Below are 17,030 nucleotides of genomic sequence, written 5' to 3'. Positions count from 1 at the left end.
CGAATCTCACTTACCTGTAGGCAGTGCATGAATGAGCACGGGAAGCTGCCCCGGTTGCCGTGGAGGAGCAAACTTTAATTCCCAGCCGTTGGAATTGATTAGCTGATTGTATGGCACGCCATCTTTGGTAACAGCGTTCACGGCACCCTCCAAGCTCGCAAGTTGTTGTTGTGTCGCAACTCGAACAACTTCCGGCGGATTGTTCTTTGCAATCATCTGGGCATATTCCGCGATATGCTCCGTCGCGTTCCCATGTACCCAAACACTCTGCCCGCCTTCCAATGTTAGCTCAAACGATTTTGGAAGAACTGAGCCAGGATAAACGGGCTGAGTCGCAACAATCGAATCCCACACCGTACCTGCTTTCGCTCCCGCGCCCTCAATAGCCATGCCTGGCGTGATCGAATTCGTCGCAATCGCCGCTGCGGTTTCCACCGTGATGATGCCAGCATTCACCGCTGCCGCCGGATTCGACAACGCCAACGCTAACGCTTCCGGTCCCAGCACCACAAGCGCAGGCACCGCCGCAACAATCGCCACCGCTCCGGCCGCTGTCACCGCGTTCTTGCCGCTGGCCTCATTGATCTGGCTCTGTACCTGAACCAGTTGCTTGACCTGCTCGTCCGTGCACGTCCCCGTCGCGCAGAACGTCTTTACCAGATCGGTTGTCAGCGGATTTTTCTTCGGCGCGAGGATGCTAACCTGATTGTTCTCCACCTCAATTTTGCCAGCGCCGGTCGCCGTCGCTACATTCTGCCCGGACATCGCAGCGACGCCGGCAACCAGGCTTGTCACCAGATTGTCGCGCGCCTCGCGCTCCGATGCCGGCAGGTTCGTCGACGGCGCAAGCAGACTTCCGAGGACAGAACTGGTCGCCGCACCCATGGCACCCGCGCCACAACTCTGGCTGCTGGCGGCCGCGCCAGCACAACCGACAATCGCATGAAGTGCAGCACGCGCTTCTTCGCTGCCAAGGTTGTCGGCAATCTGCTTAACCTGGTTCGCGCCGAGTTCTTGCAGATAGGCGACCGTCGCATTCTGTGCAAATTGACCCATACCCCCCGTTACATTACCGCCCGCGGCCACCGACAGAGCCGTCAGCACCTGACGATAGGTGCCGTTCGGCCCCCAATTGGCGTTCAGTTCATCGGCGTGCTGCTGGGCGGCTGCTCGTTGATCCGGCGTCAGATTCGGGTTGTTCGCGGCTGCCTTCGCTGCATCGGCTTCCGCCGCGCGATTCGCCACGAACGTCCCCGCCTGATTGATGAACTGGCTCGTAATGTCGAAGCCGGCCTGGATCTTGTCCTTGTCGAAGATCGGCGCGAGCGCGCCCCCGGTGTTCGACGTGTCGCTATTGATGTTCGCTACCGTTTCGGCCGCAGTCTGTCCCGTCAGTTGCTGCTGCTTCATGCCGTCGGTAATGGTGATGGCGCCGCCACTGATACCGCTCTTCGTCGTCGAATTCGCATCGCCCGACGCGCTGAGGGCTACGGGCGGCGCAACCTGCATTCCGCCATCCCCCTTCGGCAGCGTTGTCCCCGGCACCGGATTCACGTTGTCCGCCGTACCTTTCTGATCCTTGCCGATTTGCCCGCCGACACCGCCCGAAATCCCGACCGACGACGCGTCGTACGATGCATGGTTTTCGATATCGCTATGCGTGAGCGTCGCAGTCGTCAGGCTGTTCACGCCGTCCTGCACGGCTTTGTCGCCACTCGCGATCACGCCCCCCTTGAGATCGGTGTTGCCCTTCACGTCGACCTGGAAACCGCCATCGCCCGCCTTGATGCCAGACTGCTCGCCCACCGCCTCGTAGTCGCTGTGCATCTCCTGCTGGTTGAAGTTTGCCGCCGCGCTCGAGGAACCGCCGTAGCAGAAAGGCGGCACGCAGACGCTGACCGATACGCCCGCGCTCTGCTGCTTCGAATCGTAATGGTCCTTGTCCTGCAAGCTTTCGATATTCAGGTTGCCGCCCACATCGGCCACGACCTGCTTACCCGATGCGACGGCCCCCCTGAGATTCGTGTCGCCGCCCGATTGGATCGTCAATGTGTCGCCCGCCGTGACGTGCGTATTGGTCCACGTGGTCGAATCGCCGTCCGCGTGCCCACGATTGCCCGCCACACCCGCATTGAGCGAGAAACCATTTTGCGAACCCACGGTGAATGCAATGCCGACCGACGCGCTCGACCCGCTGCTGGTCGAATGCTGGTCGCTGGTGTTCTGTGCCGCCTGCAGGTTCACGTTGCCGTCAGCCGCCAGCAGCGCGTTGTTCCCGGCCGAAATCGTGCTGCCGATCACGTTGATATTGCTGTCGGCGCCTGCGCCCGACGCCCCGATCGTGACATTCCGACCTGCCGACAGCGTACTGCCGATAGCCGTGCTCGCCTGGGCTTGCGACTGACTGTCGCTCTTGCTCGCACCGAGCGAAATACTGACCCCGACGCTCGTCGGCGATTGCACCGGATTGCCGCTGGCCGCGCCATCATAGAGGTTCTTCGCCGCCAGTCCCGTGGTGGCCGCTGCCAGTGCCGTCAGACGCGGGTCACCGTTCGTATGTTGCGCTGCTTCCGCCATCTGCCGGCCCGTCTGCACCGTCGCCACAACCGGATTGGTGAATCCGACCGACAAGCCCGCTTGACGGAACTGTTGCTGTTCCGCCTGGCTCATGGTGTCGTAAGCTGAATCGATCGTGACGGTCTTGCCCGCTACGGCGAGATCGTTGCCTGCGTGGAGGAGGCTGCCGGTCGCATGCACGTCATTGCCTGCGCTTACCGTCAGGTTGCCATTGAGCGCACCGATCGCGCTGCCGTTGTTCGTCACGCTGGCGGATTGCTGCTTGTCCGACTGCGAGCGCGAACCAATCGAAACCGACAGACCGCCGTTCGACAGCAGGCCGGACTCCTGCTTGTCGTAGTAGGTGGACGACTGGACCGTATCTTGCGAGGTCTTGATGTTGACATCACGCGTTGCCTGCAACTTAACGTCGTTCGTGCCAACGATGTTGCTGCCCGTCACGTTGATGTCTCGGTTGCTGACAATGTTGACGCCATCGGCCGACACCGTGCTGCCCTGGCTATAGGTCGCCGTCTGGTCAACCCCGCTCGCAACCTTCGAACCGCTCACCACATTGCTGTGGCTGTGCGTTTCGTGCGAGTTGAGTTCGTGCGTCTCGGTTGCCGCGCCGATATTCACATCGCCGGCTGCCAGCAGGTTCGCGTTGCTCTTGTCGAGGCTGATCGTGCTGCCGCTGACCGTGATGTCCTTGCCCGACACAATGTTGACCGTGTCGCCGCCCTTGAGCATCGTGCCGGTCAGCGCCTGGTCCGACGTGTGCAACGTCTCCGCGTAGCTGCCGTGACTATCGCTGCCCGAACTGTTGCTGTTTACCGTCGAAGTCGCACTCGCCGTGCCGAGCGTAACGTTGCCCCTGGCTGCGATCGTCCCACCCTGGCCGAGGTCGATCTGCGCGCCCTTCGCGGCAAGGTCCCCGCCGACGCCGATGCTCGATTGCCCGCCGACCTCGACCGAGCTGCCGGCAACCTTGTTGATGTCCGTGTTCGATACGCCGTTCGCGCGTTGCACGATCTTGTGTTCGCCCGACTGGACCGCACCGAGATCCCAGTTACCCCCGACATTCATGCCGAGATTGCCCCCGACCGACAGGTTGCCCGCGTTCTGCTGGAAATTGCCGCCCGTCGTGATCGACGCGTCGCCGGTGACGTCCAGTTTCGCGGTCGGCCCGAGCGTCGTCACCACGCTCATCGCACCATCGCGACTCACCCGCGTGTTCGTCGTCGTCGCCGTATCGAGAATCAGGTCTTTCCCGGCGTCCAGTTGCAGGCTGCCGGCCTTCACATTGGCCGACGTCAGATCGATATTGTTCCCGGCCTTGAGCGACATCAGCCCGCCGCTTTGCAGCGCGCCGAACGCGTTGTCGATCTGCTTGCCCTGAATCGCCAGCGTGTTATCTGCCTTGATCGTGCCGCTGTTCGTGAACGACTGTGCGTTCTGGAAGTCGATGTTCGTCGCGCTGATCAGTGGCCCGTCGATGTTCTGCTGGCTGGCCTTCGCGAGATAGACGACCGGTACCAGCACCGACTGGCCTTCGACCATCCGCGTTTCCATCAGGATTACGTTGCTCGTCAGCTTCGATACCTGATCGGCCGACAGACTTGCCCCGATCGGCAAATCGAGCGATTTCGACAGATCCGCACCGGCCGCCATCAGCGACTGATACATGGTCTGCAGGTCCGCGTATGGGCCAAGCACCGCCTTACCGGTCAGCGCCGTGACTTCGTTGCGCACAAGCTGCTGCTCATAGAAGCCATCGCCGAGCCGCTTCGGAATATGCGTGAGGTCGACGCCGAGCTGACCGAAGAAATAGTCGCTCGAAATGAAATTCTTCTGGTTCGTGAACGCCGGATTCGTCTCGATCACGTAGCTCGCGTTCGGCGCAGTGGTCGGTTTGAACAACCCGCCTTGCGGAATGGTGAGATTGTTCAGCACGTTCAGCGCCGTCGCACTCGCAATGATCGGGTCCACCGGCGCTGGCGTGCCGCCGTGCACGGACGACGCCCCCGATTTCGCACCGCTCGCGTTGCCACTGAGGCCGCCGATTGTCAGGCCCGGAACGGCTTGTCCGGGCAGCAGGCCGAGCGACGGAATCGACGCGTTGCCCGCGGTGTTATTGACGCTGACGCCGGTACCCGAAATCGTGCCGTTCGAACCCAGCGTCGAATCGTAGCCCGGCAGCTTGTAATCCTTGATGTCGGCCGGCGCCGCCTGCGTATAGCCACCGGGACGTCCCGTCACGAACGGCGCGTTGCCGAACGGCAACTGCCAGTTGTATTCGCTGTTGTCGTAGTTGTTGTAGTGATATTGCCCGGAATACGAGACTGCCACGCCCGGCAGTTTCTGGCCGGACGCCGCCCAGCCGTCAGCGTCGTAGTGCAACGGCATCTTGATGTCACCGACCGCGGCGATGTTGCTCCAGTAATTTTGCAGATTGCCGGCCGACGACGCGTCGATGTTCCCGCCCGACACGATCTGGCCTGCCGGACTAATGCCTGCCACGGTCGTCGCCGTCGCGCTGTCCGCATAGTAGGTCGTGTACTGATACGTGCTGTTCCACTGACCACCATGAGGCGGATCGGTATAGACGCCGCCGATGCTGTCCGGATCCTTCACGCCGACCTGGCCCGTGCGGCCGCTGATCGGAATGCCGAACTGCGCGAGCAGTGCCGGATCGATCGAACTGGTCGAGGTCGTCATCACGCGGCGCGTGTTCGTCACCTTGTCGGCGTGCAGTTCCATGTTGCCGCCCGACTGGATCAGCGCTGACGCGTTGTTGACCACCGCCGCATTCGTGTAATTTCCGCCCGCATCCTTGCCGCCTGCCAGCACGACCTTGCCCATCCCGAAGATGGCCGTTTGCGCCATCGTATCGGTGGACGTGGTGTCGTCGCGGTTTTCGATGTCGTGCGCGAGAATCTCGAGTGTACCGTTGCCGTCGGAACCGCCGATCAGCGCGGTCGGGCCGACGTTCGAGATCGTGTTCGTTGCATTGAGCGACGCGCTGGCGCCGACGAGCGCGCCGGTATTGGTCAGATTGGTCGATTGCGTGTGCAGCAGGCCGCCGGCCGTCAATGCGCCCGCGTTGACGATGCTGCCCGCATCGACGCTCAGGTTGTTGACCGATTGCAGGTTCGTGTTGTTCGTGAAGGTGCCGGGCAGCGTGAACGCGAGATCGTGACCGACGTTGAACTGCGTGTCGGGCGACGACGTGTAGTCGCCCTGTCCCCCAAGGGGACTTCCTCCGGGGCGCAGGTTCACGTTCGCGTCGTGCGTTGCGCTATACGTACCGCCGCCTTGCAGCGTGGCTGCCGAGACCGTCAGGTCGTGCGTCGAACTGATCTGACCGTTCGTGTTCGTGATCGCACCAGCCGTGGTCACGTCGACGTCGCCATTCGAATTCGCGACATTGCCGATCGTGCCGCCGCTGTTGTCGAGTGTATTCCCCCGGACGTGCAGCGATGCGCCGCTGAGTTGCCCACCCTGCGTGTTGCTGATCGACGCCGCACTGACCGTCACGTCGCCGTTGCCGGTGATGGCGCCCATACCCGATACGCCGCCAGCGTGGCTGTTGGCGATCTGGCTGCCGCCTTGCACCGTCATCTTGCCGGCGCCGAGGTCGACCATGGCGCCGTCCGCGTTATCGATCGATGCCGACTGAATATCGAGCGTGCTGGTGTCGCCGGCGGTCGATTGCCCCGCCTGAATATGGCCCCCGCGGTTCGACAACGCGCCGCCGTTCGTCAGCGACAGCGAGGTATCCGAACGCAGCAGTCCCTGCGCGTTGTTGACGTCGCCCGAAATCGTTGCGTTGATGCCGCGCTGCGCCGCGAGAATACCGCTCGCGTTGTTCCAGCTGCTCGCATCGACGACCGCTTGTCCCTTCGTCACGATGGTGCCCGATGCGTTGTTCAGCGCGCTGGCGCCATTGCTCGGTGCGATCGTCAGCGTGCCCGTGCCGGCATGCGTGATGGTACCGCCCGCGTTGTTCAGCTCGGCGGGCTTGAGCGTCAGATCCGTGCTGTTGGTCTGAATCACGCCGGCGGCCGAGTTGTCGAGCGTGCCGCTCACGTTCACGCCCATCGCCGACGATCCATACTGCGTGATCGCACCGTCATGGTTCGTGAGGTTCGTCGCCGTCAGCGCGAGCTGATTGGCTTCGAGCCTGCCGCCGCTGTTGTCGAGTGTCGAGTCGGTCGTGACCGACAGATTCGGCGCGACGATCGAGCCACCCTGATTCGTCATCGAGCCGCTATGAATCGACGCGTTCGTGCTCGCGCCGATCTGACCGCCGTCGTTCGTCAGCGTGCTGCTGGTCAGACCGAGGTCCGTATTCGACAGCAGCTTGCCGCTCGTATTGTTCAGCATGCCGCTGGCGGTAGCCGCCAACCCTGTCTGGGCGTTGATCGAACCCGACGTATTGTTCAGCGTGCCAGTCTGCGCGACGATGCGCCCGTTGCTCGCGATCGTGCCACCGACGTTCGAAATCGAACCCGCGCCGCCGCCGAGCGTCAGCGTGCCAGTGCCGGCATGCGTGATCGTGCCGCCGTCATTAACCAGCGAAGCGGGAGCGAGTGTCAGGTCAGTGCTGTTGGACTGCAGCGTGCCGCCACTGGAATTGTCGAGCGTGCCCGACACGTTGACGCCCATCGCGCCGGTGCCGGTCTGCGTAATCGCGCCGCCATGATTCGCGAGGTCGGTAGCGGTCAACGAGACCTGTTCGGCCTGCACGGTGCCTGTACTGTTGTCGAGCGTCGTTGCGCTGACCGTTGCCGTCTGGCCGGCGATCGTGCCGGTGCTGTTCGTCAGGTGCGCGCCGGCATCGACCGTCACGGCCTGAGCGGCCCTCAGCGCGCCGCCGTTGTTGCCGACCGACTGACCGGCAACGTGAAGATTCGTGCTGGACGTGATCGTGCCGTGGTTGGCGATATGTCCGCCTTGCACGGTCACGTCGCCATTGCCGCCGATCATGCCGCCTTGCGCGCCATCCGACGTCGTGCCCGCCGCGTTCGTCAGTTGCCCGGTCGCGGTCAGCGTCAGACCATCGCCATTCAGCGACGTGATGCGGCCTGCCGTGTTGTCGATCGCGCCCCCGTCGACCGTCGCGTGTCCGGCACTCTGGATCGTGCCTTGATTGTTCGCGACGGTACCGCCACGCAGTGCCATCGTGCTCTCCGACACGAGCACGCCGGACTGGTTTGCGATCTGGTTGGCGGCCGTCACCGACAATGGCCCCTGCGACGACACCTTGCCGCCCTGGTTCGAAACGCTACCGGCAGAAAGCGTCGTGCTGCCGCCGCTCGACAGGCTGCCGTGATCGTTGATCACCGTGCCCGAAGCGTTCGCAGAGACGGCACCTTGAGCGCTTGTCGTCGCGTTCGCGAGGTTCACGTCACCGGCCGTCGCGTTCAACGACAGATTACCGTTCGCGGCCGTCGTGCTACCAGCGAGATTCACGTCCGCGCCGATCAGCGATGCATTGCCTCCCGCGACGTTCTGACCGCTCGCCGAAAGCTGCGCCGACGCCGTCACGTTCAGATCGCCGCTACGGCCAACGGAACCATCGTTGTTCACGCCCGCGCCGAGCGTCCCGGTCGAATTCACCGAACCCGCGTTGATCGTCGAGTTCTGCTGCGCCGCAAGTGTGCCGGTATTCGTCAGATCGGCGGCCGTATTCACCGAAGCCGATTGCTGGGTGTACGTCGTACCGCTGTTCTGGATGCCGCCTGCGGCCGACAGCGCGAGGCTGCCGGTAGAGGTAGTCTTGCCCGTCAGCACCAGACGGCCGTCCGACTGCAACGTCAGGTCGCCCGCCTGTGCCGCGATCGTGCCGGCATTCGCCACACCGACGCCTGCGGAGTTGCCGACCAGAAACACCCGGTTCGCGTACATGCCGCCCAATTGCGCCACGTCGATCGCAACTGCCGGTGAAGCGCCATCCCCCTGAATCGGCGTCGCGGCCAGCGTGTCGTGATTGACCTGATTCGCGCCGGCGATCACGTTCAGGTTCTTTGCGTAGATTGCGGCATTGGCCTGCACAGCGCGCGCAATAATATCCGTCTGGTCGACGTTTGACGTATCGAGGCCCGCACCTTGCACGGTCACGAGGCCGCGATTCACATTGAAGCCCGTCAGCGAGCCGTCCGCGCCAAACTGCGGCACGCCCGTTGTAAGGACTGCGCGTGAGGTATTGATGAACCCGCCACCATCCACGACGATACCGGCGGGATTGGCCTGCACGATCTCCGCGCGGCTTCCCGCGATCTCGACATACCCCTTGATCTGGCTGGCCGCCGTACTGTTGACCTGGTTGACAATGATGCGCGCCGCCTGCCCCGCACTCAGATTCGGGTTGCCGTTGATATAGCCCGCTTGCTGCGTGTTGACGATCGTCGGCGAGTTGTTCAGGATCGCGCCGTTCTTCTGAACGTCGAACTGGTTATAGGTGTTCAGCGAAACGCCAGCGCCGCCCGGCTTGTTGATGTTCACTTGTGGCAAGCCGTTAGGCGTCTGAACCACCGAGGCGGCGTTTGGCCCCGCTCCCACGATCTGCGCATGCGCCCACATCGGCATGGCGCCAGCGGCAATCAATGCGCCGAATGCGACGAGACGCAAAGCGAACTGCGTTACCAGACGCACGCCGCTATAACTGACGGTACGCCGGGTTTCACCCGTATTTGCTTTCCCCGCTGCGCTGGCTATTTCTTCCACCGCAACCAGCATACCGTGCACGCGGCTGAATACCAGCCGATATTGGTTTTTATTCATAATCTTGGTCTACTCGCGATTCATGCGACCCGCTCTCACGGACCTCGAACATCGAATGAAATCTAATAGAACAGCGTCAAGAAGTGTCGAGCGTTGCCGAGACGCGACGGACTGCACGATTCGATTGAACGCCTCGTGCTCGTACCAGTGCGCTGACCAGCAATCCCGGTCTCTCGGACGAGCAACGTACTTCGCTAGCCGCATATATCGGCGATATTGTTTACGGCAATTCGGTGGATATTACCGCGCCGGGCATCTCAAAAATCCCTGGCAGAATTGCGAGGTCCGTGCGTCACGATGCGCCTATCAACTCACGAAGTACCCTAGGGACCAATTCAAATATGCGTTGTATGCCGATGAACGCTGGGCACCTCAATGTCGCACAATTTGATATAGAAATAGTTATGCGTTTAGTAGCGAAATGGATGTATCGCAATTCGAAGGCGTGTCAATGAGTAAATGTAAGGTTTGTCTTGCGAATCTTCTCCAGTGGCGCGCAGACAATTCTGGCCACTCGGCAATGCGGTGACCGCGATTCATCTAAATCTCCCGAGAGAAAAAACGTTTGTACTGCGCTCTGTCCATCGGCCTGGAAACCGAGTGCTTGAGCGGTATATTTTTTGCATTTCGCGCGGCCCTTAAGCCTTTCTTAAGGCTCGGTCGAAGCCTGTCTTCGTGATGTGCGCGACAACAGCGACTCGCGATTCTTTTTTACATCGTCGTAAGCTTTCCATAAGGTTTCCCGTCGCATATTGGCGCCTGGACGAAACGCGAGCCGTCTCGCTCGCAGCGTCGATCTATACGCCTATTAACGGGAGAACCAGCTTGGCAGAGATCTCGAACTATCGCGTTGCCGACATGAGCAACAAAGTGCCTGAAGCGACACTTGTCTTCTGGGCGATCAAGATCATGGCAACCACCGTCGGCGAAACCGGCGCGGACTATCTGGCCGTGCATGTCGGTCTCGGCGCGGCGCTCACCGGCGGGATGATGCTTGTGTTGCTGCTCGCCGCGCTGGCCGTGCAGCTTCGTATGCGCAAGTACTTACCGTGGATTTATTGGCTGACCGTGGTTCTGGTCAGCGTGGTCGGCACGCAGATCACCGATGCGCTGACCGACCGTCTCGGCGTCAGTCTTTACGCCAGCACGATTGCGTTTTCCATTGCGCTCGCCGCTGTGTTCGCCCTCTGGTACCGCAGCGAGCGAACGCTGTCGATCCACACGATCGTCACGACACGCAGAGAACTGTTTTACTGGGCCGCCATATTATTCACGTTCGCATTGGGCACCGCGGCCGGCGACCTCGCGACAGAAGCCTTGGGACTCGGCTTCATGATCGGTGTGGTGGCGTTCGGCGCGCTGATCGCGGTGGTGGGCATCGGCTATTACGTCGGCGGAAATCCTGTGCTGACCTTCTGGATTGCCTACATTCTGACGCGGCCGTTGGGCGCCTCGTTCGGCGATCTGCTCTCGCAGTCACGCGCATACGGCGGTCTCGGTCTGGGCACGATCAATACGAGTGTGATGTTCCTGAGCGCGATCGTCGTGCTGGTTATCTTCGCCAGCGCTATCGAACAGCGGTCCATGCGCGCGGTCACCGTACGCGAACCTTGAGCCTTGAACCTGCGTCGCGCGGAAAGCTGCGCACGATGCCTTCTTTTTTCACCGAGTATCGGATCCAACCGAAGAGAACAATCATGAATCAACGTACCCTCAGTAAAGCCGTCATTGCTTCGTTCATCGCGATCTCCGCGGCCAGTTTCGGCCACATCGAGCCGGGCAGGATCGGCTTTTCGTCCGCAGCGGCCGCCGAACCGGCCAAGGCGTCGAAGCTCGGCGACCTGTCGCCGTTCCGCAAGATTGCCGCCGATACCGCGGCCCTGGTCGGCAAAGGCGAGCTCGCGGGCGGCAAAGCGCGCATCAAGGATCTGGAACTCGCATGGGACGATGCCGAGCCTTCGCTGAAGCCACGCGCCGCAGCCGACTGGCACACAGTCGACAAGGCAATCGATCGCGCATTGAGTGCATTGCGCGCCGGCACGCCGAATGCGGCGGAATGCAAGCAATCTCTGACGGACCTGCTGGCGGTTATCGACCGGATGAGCGGCAAGGCTTGACGCTCTAGCCATGATTGAATCTGACGCCATCGGCGAGGCCGCGGGTGGCGATCGTCAATCGATATGGGATGCGAATCAGCTTTGCATGATGTCCCCGTAGAAAATACTGTTGGCTGCCCGTCGCGCCACCGGCAACAGTCGCCAAAGCGAATAACAGCGCAGTCGCATTCAACTCGCTGAACTGGCTGGTCAAATCCATTTACGCCGGCGCGTAGGCTCACCCTGGTCGCGGCCCACATCACGCTTCGTCAGACAAAACTATCGCGACTGTAAGGTTATTCCAGATCATTATTGAGAATGATTCGCGTTTACGATAGATTGACGCCCTGTCTTGAAAAAAACGGAGCGAATCTATGGCTGAGGTGCTCACTCGGCGGGGGGCTTCAACGGCGCGACCGATGTCTGTTTTCAGCCCCGGCGTTGCGTGCCCGCCGCCTTCGCCACGTATGCGCCGCCGTTCCCGCTCTGTCGATTGGGAGAACGGCACGCTGCTCGACGTGCTGATCGCCAACCGGCCGATGCTCGTCAATCTGGCGCGCGGCTTTGTCGGCTGCGCGAGTCTGGCGGAAGACGTGGTGCACGACGTCTTCATCAAGCTGGTCGATTTCCCGGATCAGGATGCCGTGCGGCAACCCTTGGCCTATGTGACCCGCATGGTGCGCAATGCATCGATCGATGCCTTCCGCCGCCAGAGTCTCGAAAACACGTACCACGCGGACGAAGACGACGGGCTCGACGTGCCGTCGCCGGAACCGTCGCCCGAAGCGGCGCTGCTCGTGCGCGACACGCTGCGTCATGTCTACAACGCGCTCGACCAGTTGCCGCCGCGAAGCCGCGCCGCGTTCGAGATGGTGCGGCTGCGCGAGGAGACGCTGCAAAGCACGGCGCGCGCGCTCGACGTTTCGCAAACGCTGGTGCATTTCATGGTGCGCGATGCCGAGAAGCATTGCGCCGATTGCCTCGACGCCTGCAATCGCGGCGTTGCCGGTCCCGTGTTCTGCGGCGGCCGTGCCCGCCGCCGCGGGTAAATGGGCGCTCAGTGGCCGCTCTAGTGCGGTCAGGTCGCCGCCAGGCCGCCTATCAATCGCCGGTAAAAAAACACGTGCGCCAAACGTCAACTGGATAGAGGCGGTGCGAGTGGGATCTTGCCGCCGCAGCTTGGGGAGCGTTGCCCTGAGAGCCTGATTAGGCATCCAGACAATTTCATCGAAAGAGCTATTCATCATGACGCAATCACAGCATGCTTCCACCGCCGCAACGGGCGAGGCGGACGACCTCGTCTACACGGTCGTCATCAACGACGAAGAACAGTACTCGATCTGGCCGACGTTTCGCGCCGTGCCCGCCGGCTGGCGCGAAGTGGGCGTGAGCGGTCCGAAGGCCGTCTGTCTCGCGCATATCGAAACCGTCTGGACCGACATGCGTCCGGCCAGCCTGCGCCGCCACATGGACGAGGCTTCGAACGAGGCTTCGAAGGCGCGCGCGTCGTAACCCGGCACGCCCGGACGAGCACCGGGCCACGCCGCTTCTGCAAGAGGATTTCGCATGACCATGCTGTCGATGCCGCTGCTCACGCTCGAGGATCTGTCGATCGAACCGGGGCTGCCGATTGTCGTTTCGCCGCGAGCGGGCGCGGAGATTTCACTGGAAGAGGCGGCGCCGCTGCTGCATGCGATCGTCGGCGACACGCTCGAACGCGCCGGCGGCGTGTTGTTCACCGGCTTTCGCGTGGCCTCGATCGATGCCTTTCAACGCTTTGCCGGGTCATTCGGCCATCCGCTGATCGGCTACGAATTCGCGTCGACGCCGCGCAGTCAGGTGGAAGGCGCTATCTATACGTCGACCGAATATCCGCCGCACCGGTCGATTCCGTTGCATAACGAACAGTCGTACACGCGCGAGTGGCCGTTGCGCATCTGGTTCCATTGCGCACTCGCTGCCCGCTCGGGCGGCGCGACGCCGATCGCCGACAGCCGCGCGATCTACCACGCGCTCGATCCTGCTCTGGTCGCGCGCTTTGCGAAGCGCGAGCTGCTGTACGTGCGCAACTTCGGACAAGGACTCGATCTGCCGTGGGAGCAGGCTTTCGGCTCGGACGATCCGCGCGTGGTCGAGCGCATTTGCCGCACGCGCGGCATCGAGTGCGAATGGTGCGACAGCGAAGACGGCGAACTGCTGCTGCGTACGCGCGAGCGCTGCCAGGCCGTCGCCCGCCATCCGCGCACGGGCGAGCAGGTCTGGTTCAACCAGGCGAACCTGTTTCACCTGTCCTCGCTCGATGAAGACATGCAAGATGCGCTGATCGATTCGGTCGGACTCGAGAACGTGCCGCGCAACGTCTATTACGGCGACGGCGAGCCGCTCGAAGCGGACGCACTCGCGGAAGTTCGCGGCGTGCTCGATCAGCAGCGCATCGTGTTCCCGTGGCTGACGGGCGACGTGCTGATGCTCGACAACATGCTGACCGCGCATGCGCGCGACCCGTTCGAGGGGCCGCGCAAGGTCGTCGTGGCGATGGCGCAGAGCTACGGCGAAGCCGCCGGGCGGACGAGCGCGCAATGACGAAGATGCTGGTAGCGGCGCTCACGGCGCACTCGCTGACGGTCGGCTACCGCGCTCACGTGGTGCTCGACAGTCTCGATCTGACGATCGCGGCGGGCCGTGTCACCGCATTGTGCGGGCCGAACGGCTGTGGCAAGAGCACGCTATTGCGCACGCTCGCCGGTTTGCAGCCGGCGCTCTCGGGGCGCGTCGAAGTGAACGGCGCGCCGCTCGCTTCCTACCGGCGGCGCACGCTCGCCCGCACGCTGACGATGCTCGCGCAATTCAACCAGATTCCATCCGGCCTCACCGTGCGGGAACTGGTCGCGTATGGCCGCTATGCGTATGGCGGCTGGTTGCGCGGACTGTCGCGTGCCGATCACGCGGCGATCGACGAAGCACTCGCGACCAGCGGCCTGGCCGACGACGCCGCACGCGACGTCGCCGCGCTGTCAGGCGGCGAACGACAGCGAGCGTGGATCGCGATGGCGCTCGCGCAGCAGGCGCCGATCGTGTTGCTCGACGAGCCCACCACGTACCTCGACATCCATCATCAGCTGGACATCCTGGGTGAATTGCGGCGCCTGAATCGCGAACGCGGTCTGACGATCGTGTGGGTGCTGCACGATCTGAATCAGGCCGCCGCGTACAGCGACGAAATCGTGTTGATGCGTTCGGGCCGGATCGTCGCGCAGGGTTCGCCCGACGCGATGCTCGATCCGCGTCATCTGAACGAGACCTTCAACGTGCCGATGATCAAGATCGCGCATCCGCAAACAGGCGCGCCGATGTGCGTGCCCGCTTACGACGGTGACGCTGCCGATATGAGCGCCGTCGAATTCGACGGCGAAGCGTTGAGCGATGCGACGGCCACGAGCAAGGACCTCACCGCATGACGACTCTCGCAGCGCGCAGACGCCTGCGCCGCCATGCGCCTGCAAACGGTAGCTGGCGCGCACCCGTAAGAAGCCGGGCGGGGACGATCGGCGCGGCGCTCGTCGCGTTGATCGTGGTGGTGGCCGCGATGCGGCTCGCGCCTGGTTTCAACACCTGGCTCGCCGCGCCCGCGGGCAGCGACGCGGCCCAACTCGCCGGCATTCTGCTTTTCGATCTTGGTGTGCCGCGCATTCTGGCGGCTTTGGTGGCAGGCGGTTGTCTTGCCGTCGCGGGGACGTTGTTCCAATCGTTGACCCGCAATCCTTTAGCTTCGCCTGACCTGCTCGGCATTACCGGCGGCGCGCAACTCGGTTTGCTGGCCGCGATGCTGGTGCCGTCGCTTGCGGGCGTCGCATCGGTGCCGCTTCTGTTCGCTTGCGGGCTCGCCGCTGCCGCATGTGTCGCCGCCGCAGCAGGCGGCTGGCGCGCGACGCCGTTGCGGCTCGTGCTTGCCGGCAGTGTTTGCATGCTGCTGTTTTCCGCGCTGAGCACGCTGATCCTCGCGTTCTTCGAACAAAGCATCGTCGGCGTGTCGCTGTGGGCAAGCGGCAGTCTCTATCAACCCGGCGCGGCGGGGCTGAAAATCGCCGCCAGTTGGCTCGTGTTGCCGCTCGCCGCGCTGCCGTTCGTGATCAGGCCGCTCGACCCTCTGGCGCTCGGCGACGACGCCGCCGCGGCAGCCGGCGTGCGTGTCGACGCGACGCGGCTCGCGGCGATGGTGGTGGCGGTCGGCTTCGCGAGCGTCGCCGTGAGCGTGGCGGGGCCGCTTTCGTATGTCGGTCTGATTGCGCCGAATCTGCTGCGCCAGGCGCGTGGCGCGAAGGCGTCGCGCCTCGCGGCGCTCGTGCCTTTGTCCGCGCTGGTGGGCGCCGCGCTGGTGCTCGTCACCGACAGCGCCGTGCAGGCGCTCGATCTCGATGCGACCCTGTCGGCCGGCGTGGCGATCGCGTTCGTCGGCACGCCGCTGATGCTGGCGATGATTCGCAGCGGCGCCGCGTGGTCGGGCGCGTTGCACGCCGGCCAGGACCGTCCTGCCGTGCGGGCGGGGACGCGCTTCGTACGGATAGTCGACGCGTGGCCGTGGCCAATGACAGCAATCGTGCTGCTGTTGCTGGGCATCGCGATCGTGTGCGCGGGTGCGTCGATTGGGCCGGCCACGATCGGGTTGCATCGCTGGCTGGCGGTAGTCGATCAGCGTGACGACATTGCACGGATGCTGCTCGACTTGCGCATGCCGCGTCTCGTCTGCGCGTTGCTGGCAGGTGCGTTGCTCGCCGCAAGCGGGGTGCTGATGCAGAGCATCGTGCGCAATCCGCTGGCCGGGCCGGAGGTGCTCGGCGTCACGCAGGGCGCGGGGCTCGCGACACTCGCTGCACTGGTTGCCTGGCCGCTCGCCGCGCATTCGACGCTGGCGGTTGCATCGCTCGCAGGCGGCGGCGTGACGCTTGCGCTCACGCTGATGCTCAATCGGCGGCATCGCTATGCACCGCTCGCGGTCGCGCTGACCGGCATCGTCATCGGCACGCTGTGGACGACGCTGTCCCAATGGCTCATCACGCAGCAAAGCGTGCAGCCCGCGCGTTTCGTGGTCTGGCTGGTCGGCGGTACGTACGGACGCAGCTGGGGCGAAGCGATGACGCTGTTGCCGTGGTGTGTGCTCGCGGTGCCCGTCTTCGCGCTGGTCGCGCGGCCGCTGGATTTGCTCGCGTTAGGCGACGACCAGGCCGCCGCGCTCGGTTTGCCGATTGCCGTGCTGCGTCCGCTCGTGCTGACGATCGCGACGCTCGCCGCCTGCGCGGCGGTGGCCGCGGTCGGGCCGGTCGGCTTCATCGGTCTGATGGCGCCGCATCTGGCGTCGATGCTCGGCGCGCGTGCGCATCGCACGCGGCTGTGGCTCGCCGCTACGTGTGGCGCGTTAGTGCTCGTGGTGGCCGATATTGCGGCCCGCACGCTGCTCGCGCCGCGTGAAATTCCCGCCGGCGTGCTGACCGCGCTGATCGGTGCGCCTTATCTGCTTGCGCTGCTGATCATGGAGGCGAGGCGCGAGAAACGGGGCAAACGGTGACGGTGCGGCAGGATCATGCTTCTGCCAGC

Annotated in this window: 9 protein-coding genes; 7 read left to right on the top strand and 2 right to left on the bottom strand. The window is 63.4% G+C overall.

All coding sequences use genetic code 11. From position 1 onward, the window contains the following. Nucleotides 1-6: 6 nt before the first annotated feature. A complete protein-coding gene (locus tag AC07WT_RS35535; RefSeq protein ID WP_494950574.1) occupies nt 7-9,342 on the bottom strand; it encodes a hemagglutinin repeat-containing protein in 9,336 nt (3,111 codons plus the stop codon). Nucleotides 9,343-10,200: 858 nt separating this feature from the next. Here AC07WT_RS35535 and AC07WT_RS35530 point away from each other — a divergent pair. Continuing rightward, on the top strand, nt 10,201-10,956 hold the full coding sequence (locus tag AC07WT_RS35530; RefSeq protein WP_494951126.1) for a COG4705 family protein: 756 nt from the start codon (nt 10,201-10,203) through the stop codon (nt 10,954-10,956). An 83-nt stretch (nt 10,957-11,039) separates the two neighbouring features. Next, nucleotides 11,040-11,459, top strand: coding sequence for a histidine kinase (locus tag AC07WT_RS35525; RefSeq protein WP_492594914.1), 420 nt, complete (start codon nt 11,040-11,042; stop codon nt 11,457-11,459). Between the two features lie 4 nt (nt 11,460-11,463). Here the strand turns inward: AC07WT_RS35525 and AC07WT_RS35520 are convergent, their stop codons facing one another. Then, nucleotides 11,464-11,658: a hypothetical protein gene (locus tag AC07WT_RS35520; protein ID WP_494950573.1), complete on the bottom strand. Its 195-nt coding sequence runs from the start codon at nt 11,656-11,658 to the stop codon at nt 11,464-11,466. Between the two features lie 154 nt (nt 11,659-11,812). Here AC07WT_RS35520 and AC07WT_RS35515 point away from each other — a divergent pair, with 154 nt between their 5' ends. The 5 genes from AC07WT_RS35515 (at nt 11,813) to fhuB (ending at nt 17,001) form a co-directional block, all read left to right on the top strand. After that, entirely contained in the window at nt 11,813-12,487 is a 675-nt protein-coding gene (locus AC07WT_RS35515; RefSeq protein ID WP_494950572.1) for an RNA polymerase factor sigma-70, read from the top strand. Between the two features lie 196 nt (nt 12,488-12,683). Beyond that, complete coding sequence (locus AC07WT_RS35510) at nt 12,684-12,950, top strand: MbtH family protein (protein WP_494950571.1); 267 nt, start codon at nt 12,684-12,686, stop codon at nt 12,948-12,950. A 54-nt stretch (nt 12,951-13,004) separates the two neighbouring features. After that, nucleotides 13,005-14,021 (top strand): TauD/TfdA family dioxygenase, encoded by a 1,017-nt coding sequence (locus tag AC07WT_RS35505; RefSeq protein WP_494950570.1) that lies wholly within the window; start codon nt 13,005-13,007, stop codon nt 14,019-14,021. After that, nucleotides 14,018-14,896 (top strand): ABC transporter ATP-binding protein, encoded by an 879-nt coding sequence (locus AC07WT_RS35500; protein WP_494950569.1) that lies wholly within the window; start codon nt 14,018-14,020, stop codon nt 14,894-14,896. The genes AC07WT_RS35505 and AC07WT_RS35500 overlap by 4 nt, the downstream gene beginning before the upstream one ends. Further along, nucleotides 14,893-17,001 carry a Fe(3+)-hydroxamate ABC transporter permease FhuB gene (gene fhuB / locus AC07WT_RS35495; protein WP_494950568.1) on the top strand — a complete coding sequence of 703 codons (2,109 nt, stop codon included), beginning with the start codon at nt 14,893-14,895 and terminating at the stop codon, nt 16,999-17,001. The genes AC07WT_RS35500 and fhuB overlap by 4 nt, the downstream gene beginning before the upstream one ends. Nucleotides 17,002-17,030: the final 29 nt, after the last annotated feature.

This window comes from Paraburkholderia sp. GW821-FHT02A12, from assembly GCF_059422005.1.
The sequence above is the reverse complement of the archived record's forward strand: the minus strand, read 5'-3'. Positions and strand labels throughout refer to the sequence as shown.

Excerpts from the sequence above, each read along its gene's own strand:
- AC07WT_RS35535 (WP_494950574.1), bottom strand. The coding sequence starts at position 9,342 with ATGAATAAAAACCAATATCGGCTGGTATTCAGCCGCGTGCACGGTATG.
- AC07WT_RS35530 (WP_494951126.1), top strand. The coding sequence starts at position 10,201 with ATGAGCAACAAAGTGCCTGAAGCGACACTTGTCTTCTGGGCGATCAAG.
- AC07WT_RS35525 (WP_492594914.1), top strand. The coding sequence starts at position 11,040 with ATGAATCAACGTACCCTCAGTAAAGCCGTCATTGCTTCGTTCATCGCG.
- AC07WT_RS35520 (WP_494950573.1), bottom strand. The coding sequence starts at position 11,658 with ATGGATTTGACCAGCCAGTTCAGCGAGTTGAATGCGACTGCGCTGTTA.
- AC07WT_RS35515 (WP_494950572.1), top strand. The coding sequence starts at position 11,813 with ATGGCTGAGGTGCTCACTCGGCGGGGGGCTTCAACGGCGCGACCGATG.
- AC07WT_RS35510 (WP_494950571.1), top strand. The coding sequence starts at position 12,684 with ATGACGCAATCACAGCATGCTTCCACCGCCGCAACGGGCGAGGCGGAC.
- AC07WT_RS35505 (WP_494950570.1), top strand. The coding sequence starts at position 13,005 with ATGACCATGCTGTCGATGCCGCTGCTCACGCTCGAGGATCTGTCGATC.
- AC07WT_RS35500 (WP_494950569.1), top strand. The coding sequence starts at position 14,018 with ATGACGAAGATGCTGGTAGCGGCGCTCACGGCGCACTCGCTGACGGTC.
- fhuB (WP_494950568.1), top strand. The coding sequence starts at position 14,893 with ATGACGACTCTCGCAGCGCGCAGACGCCTGCGCCGCCATGCGCCTGCA.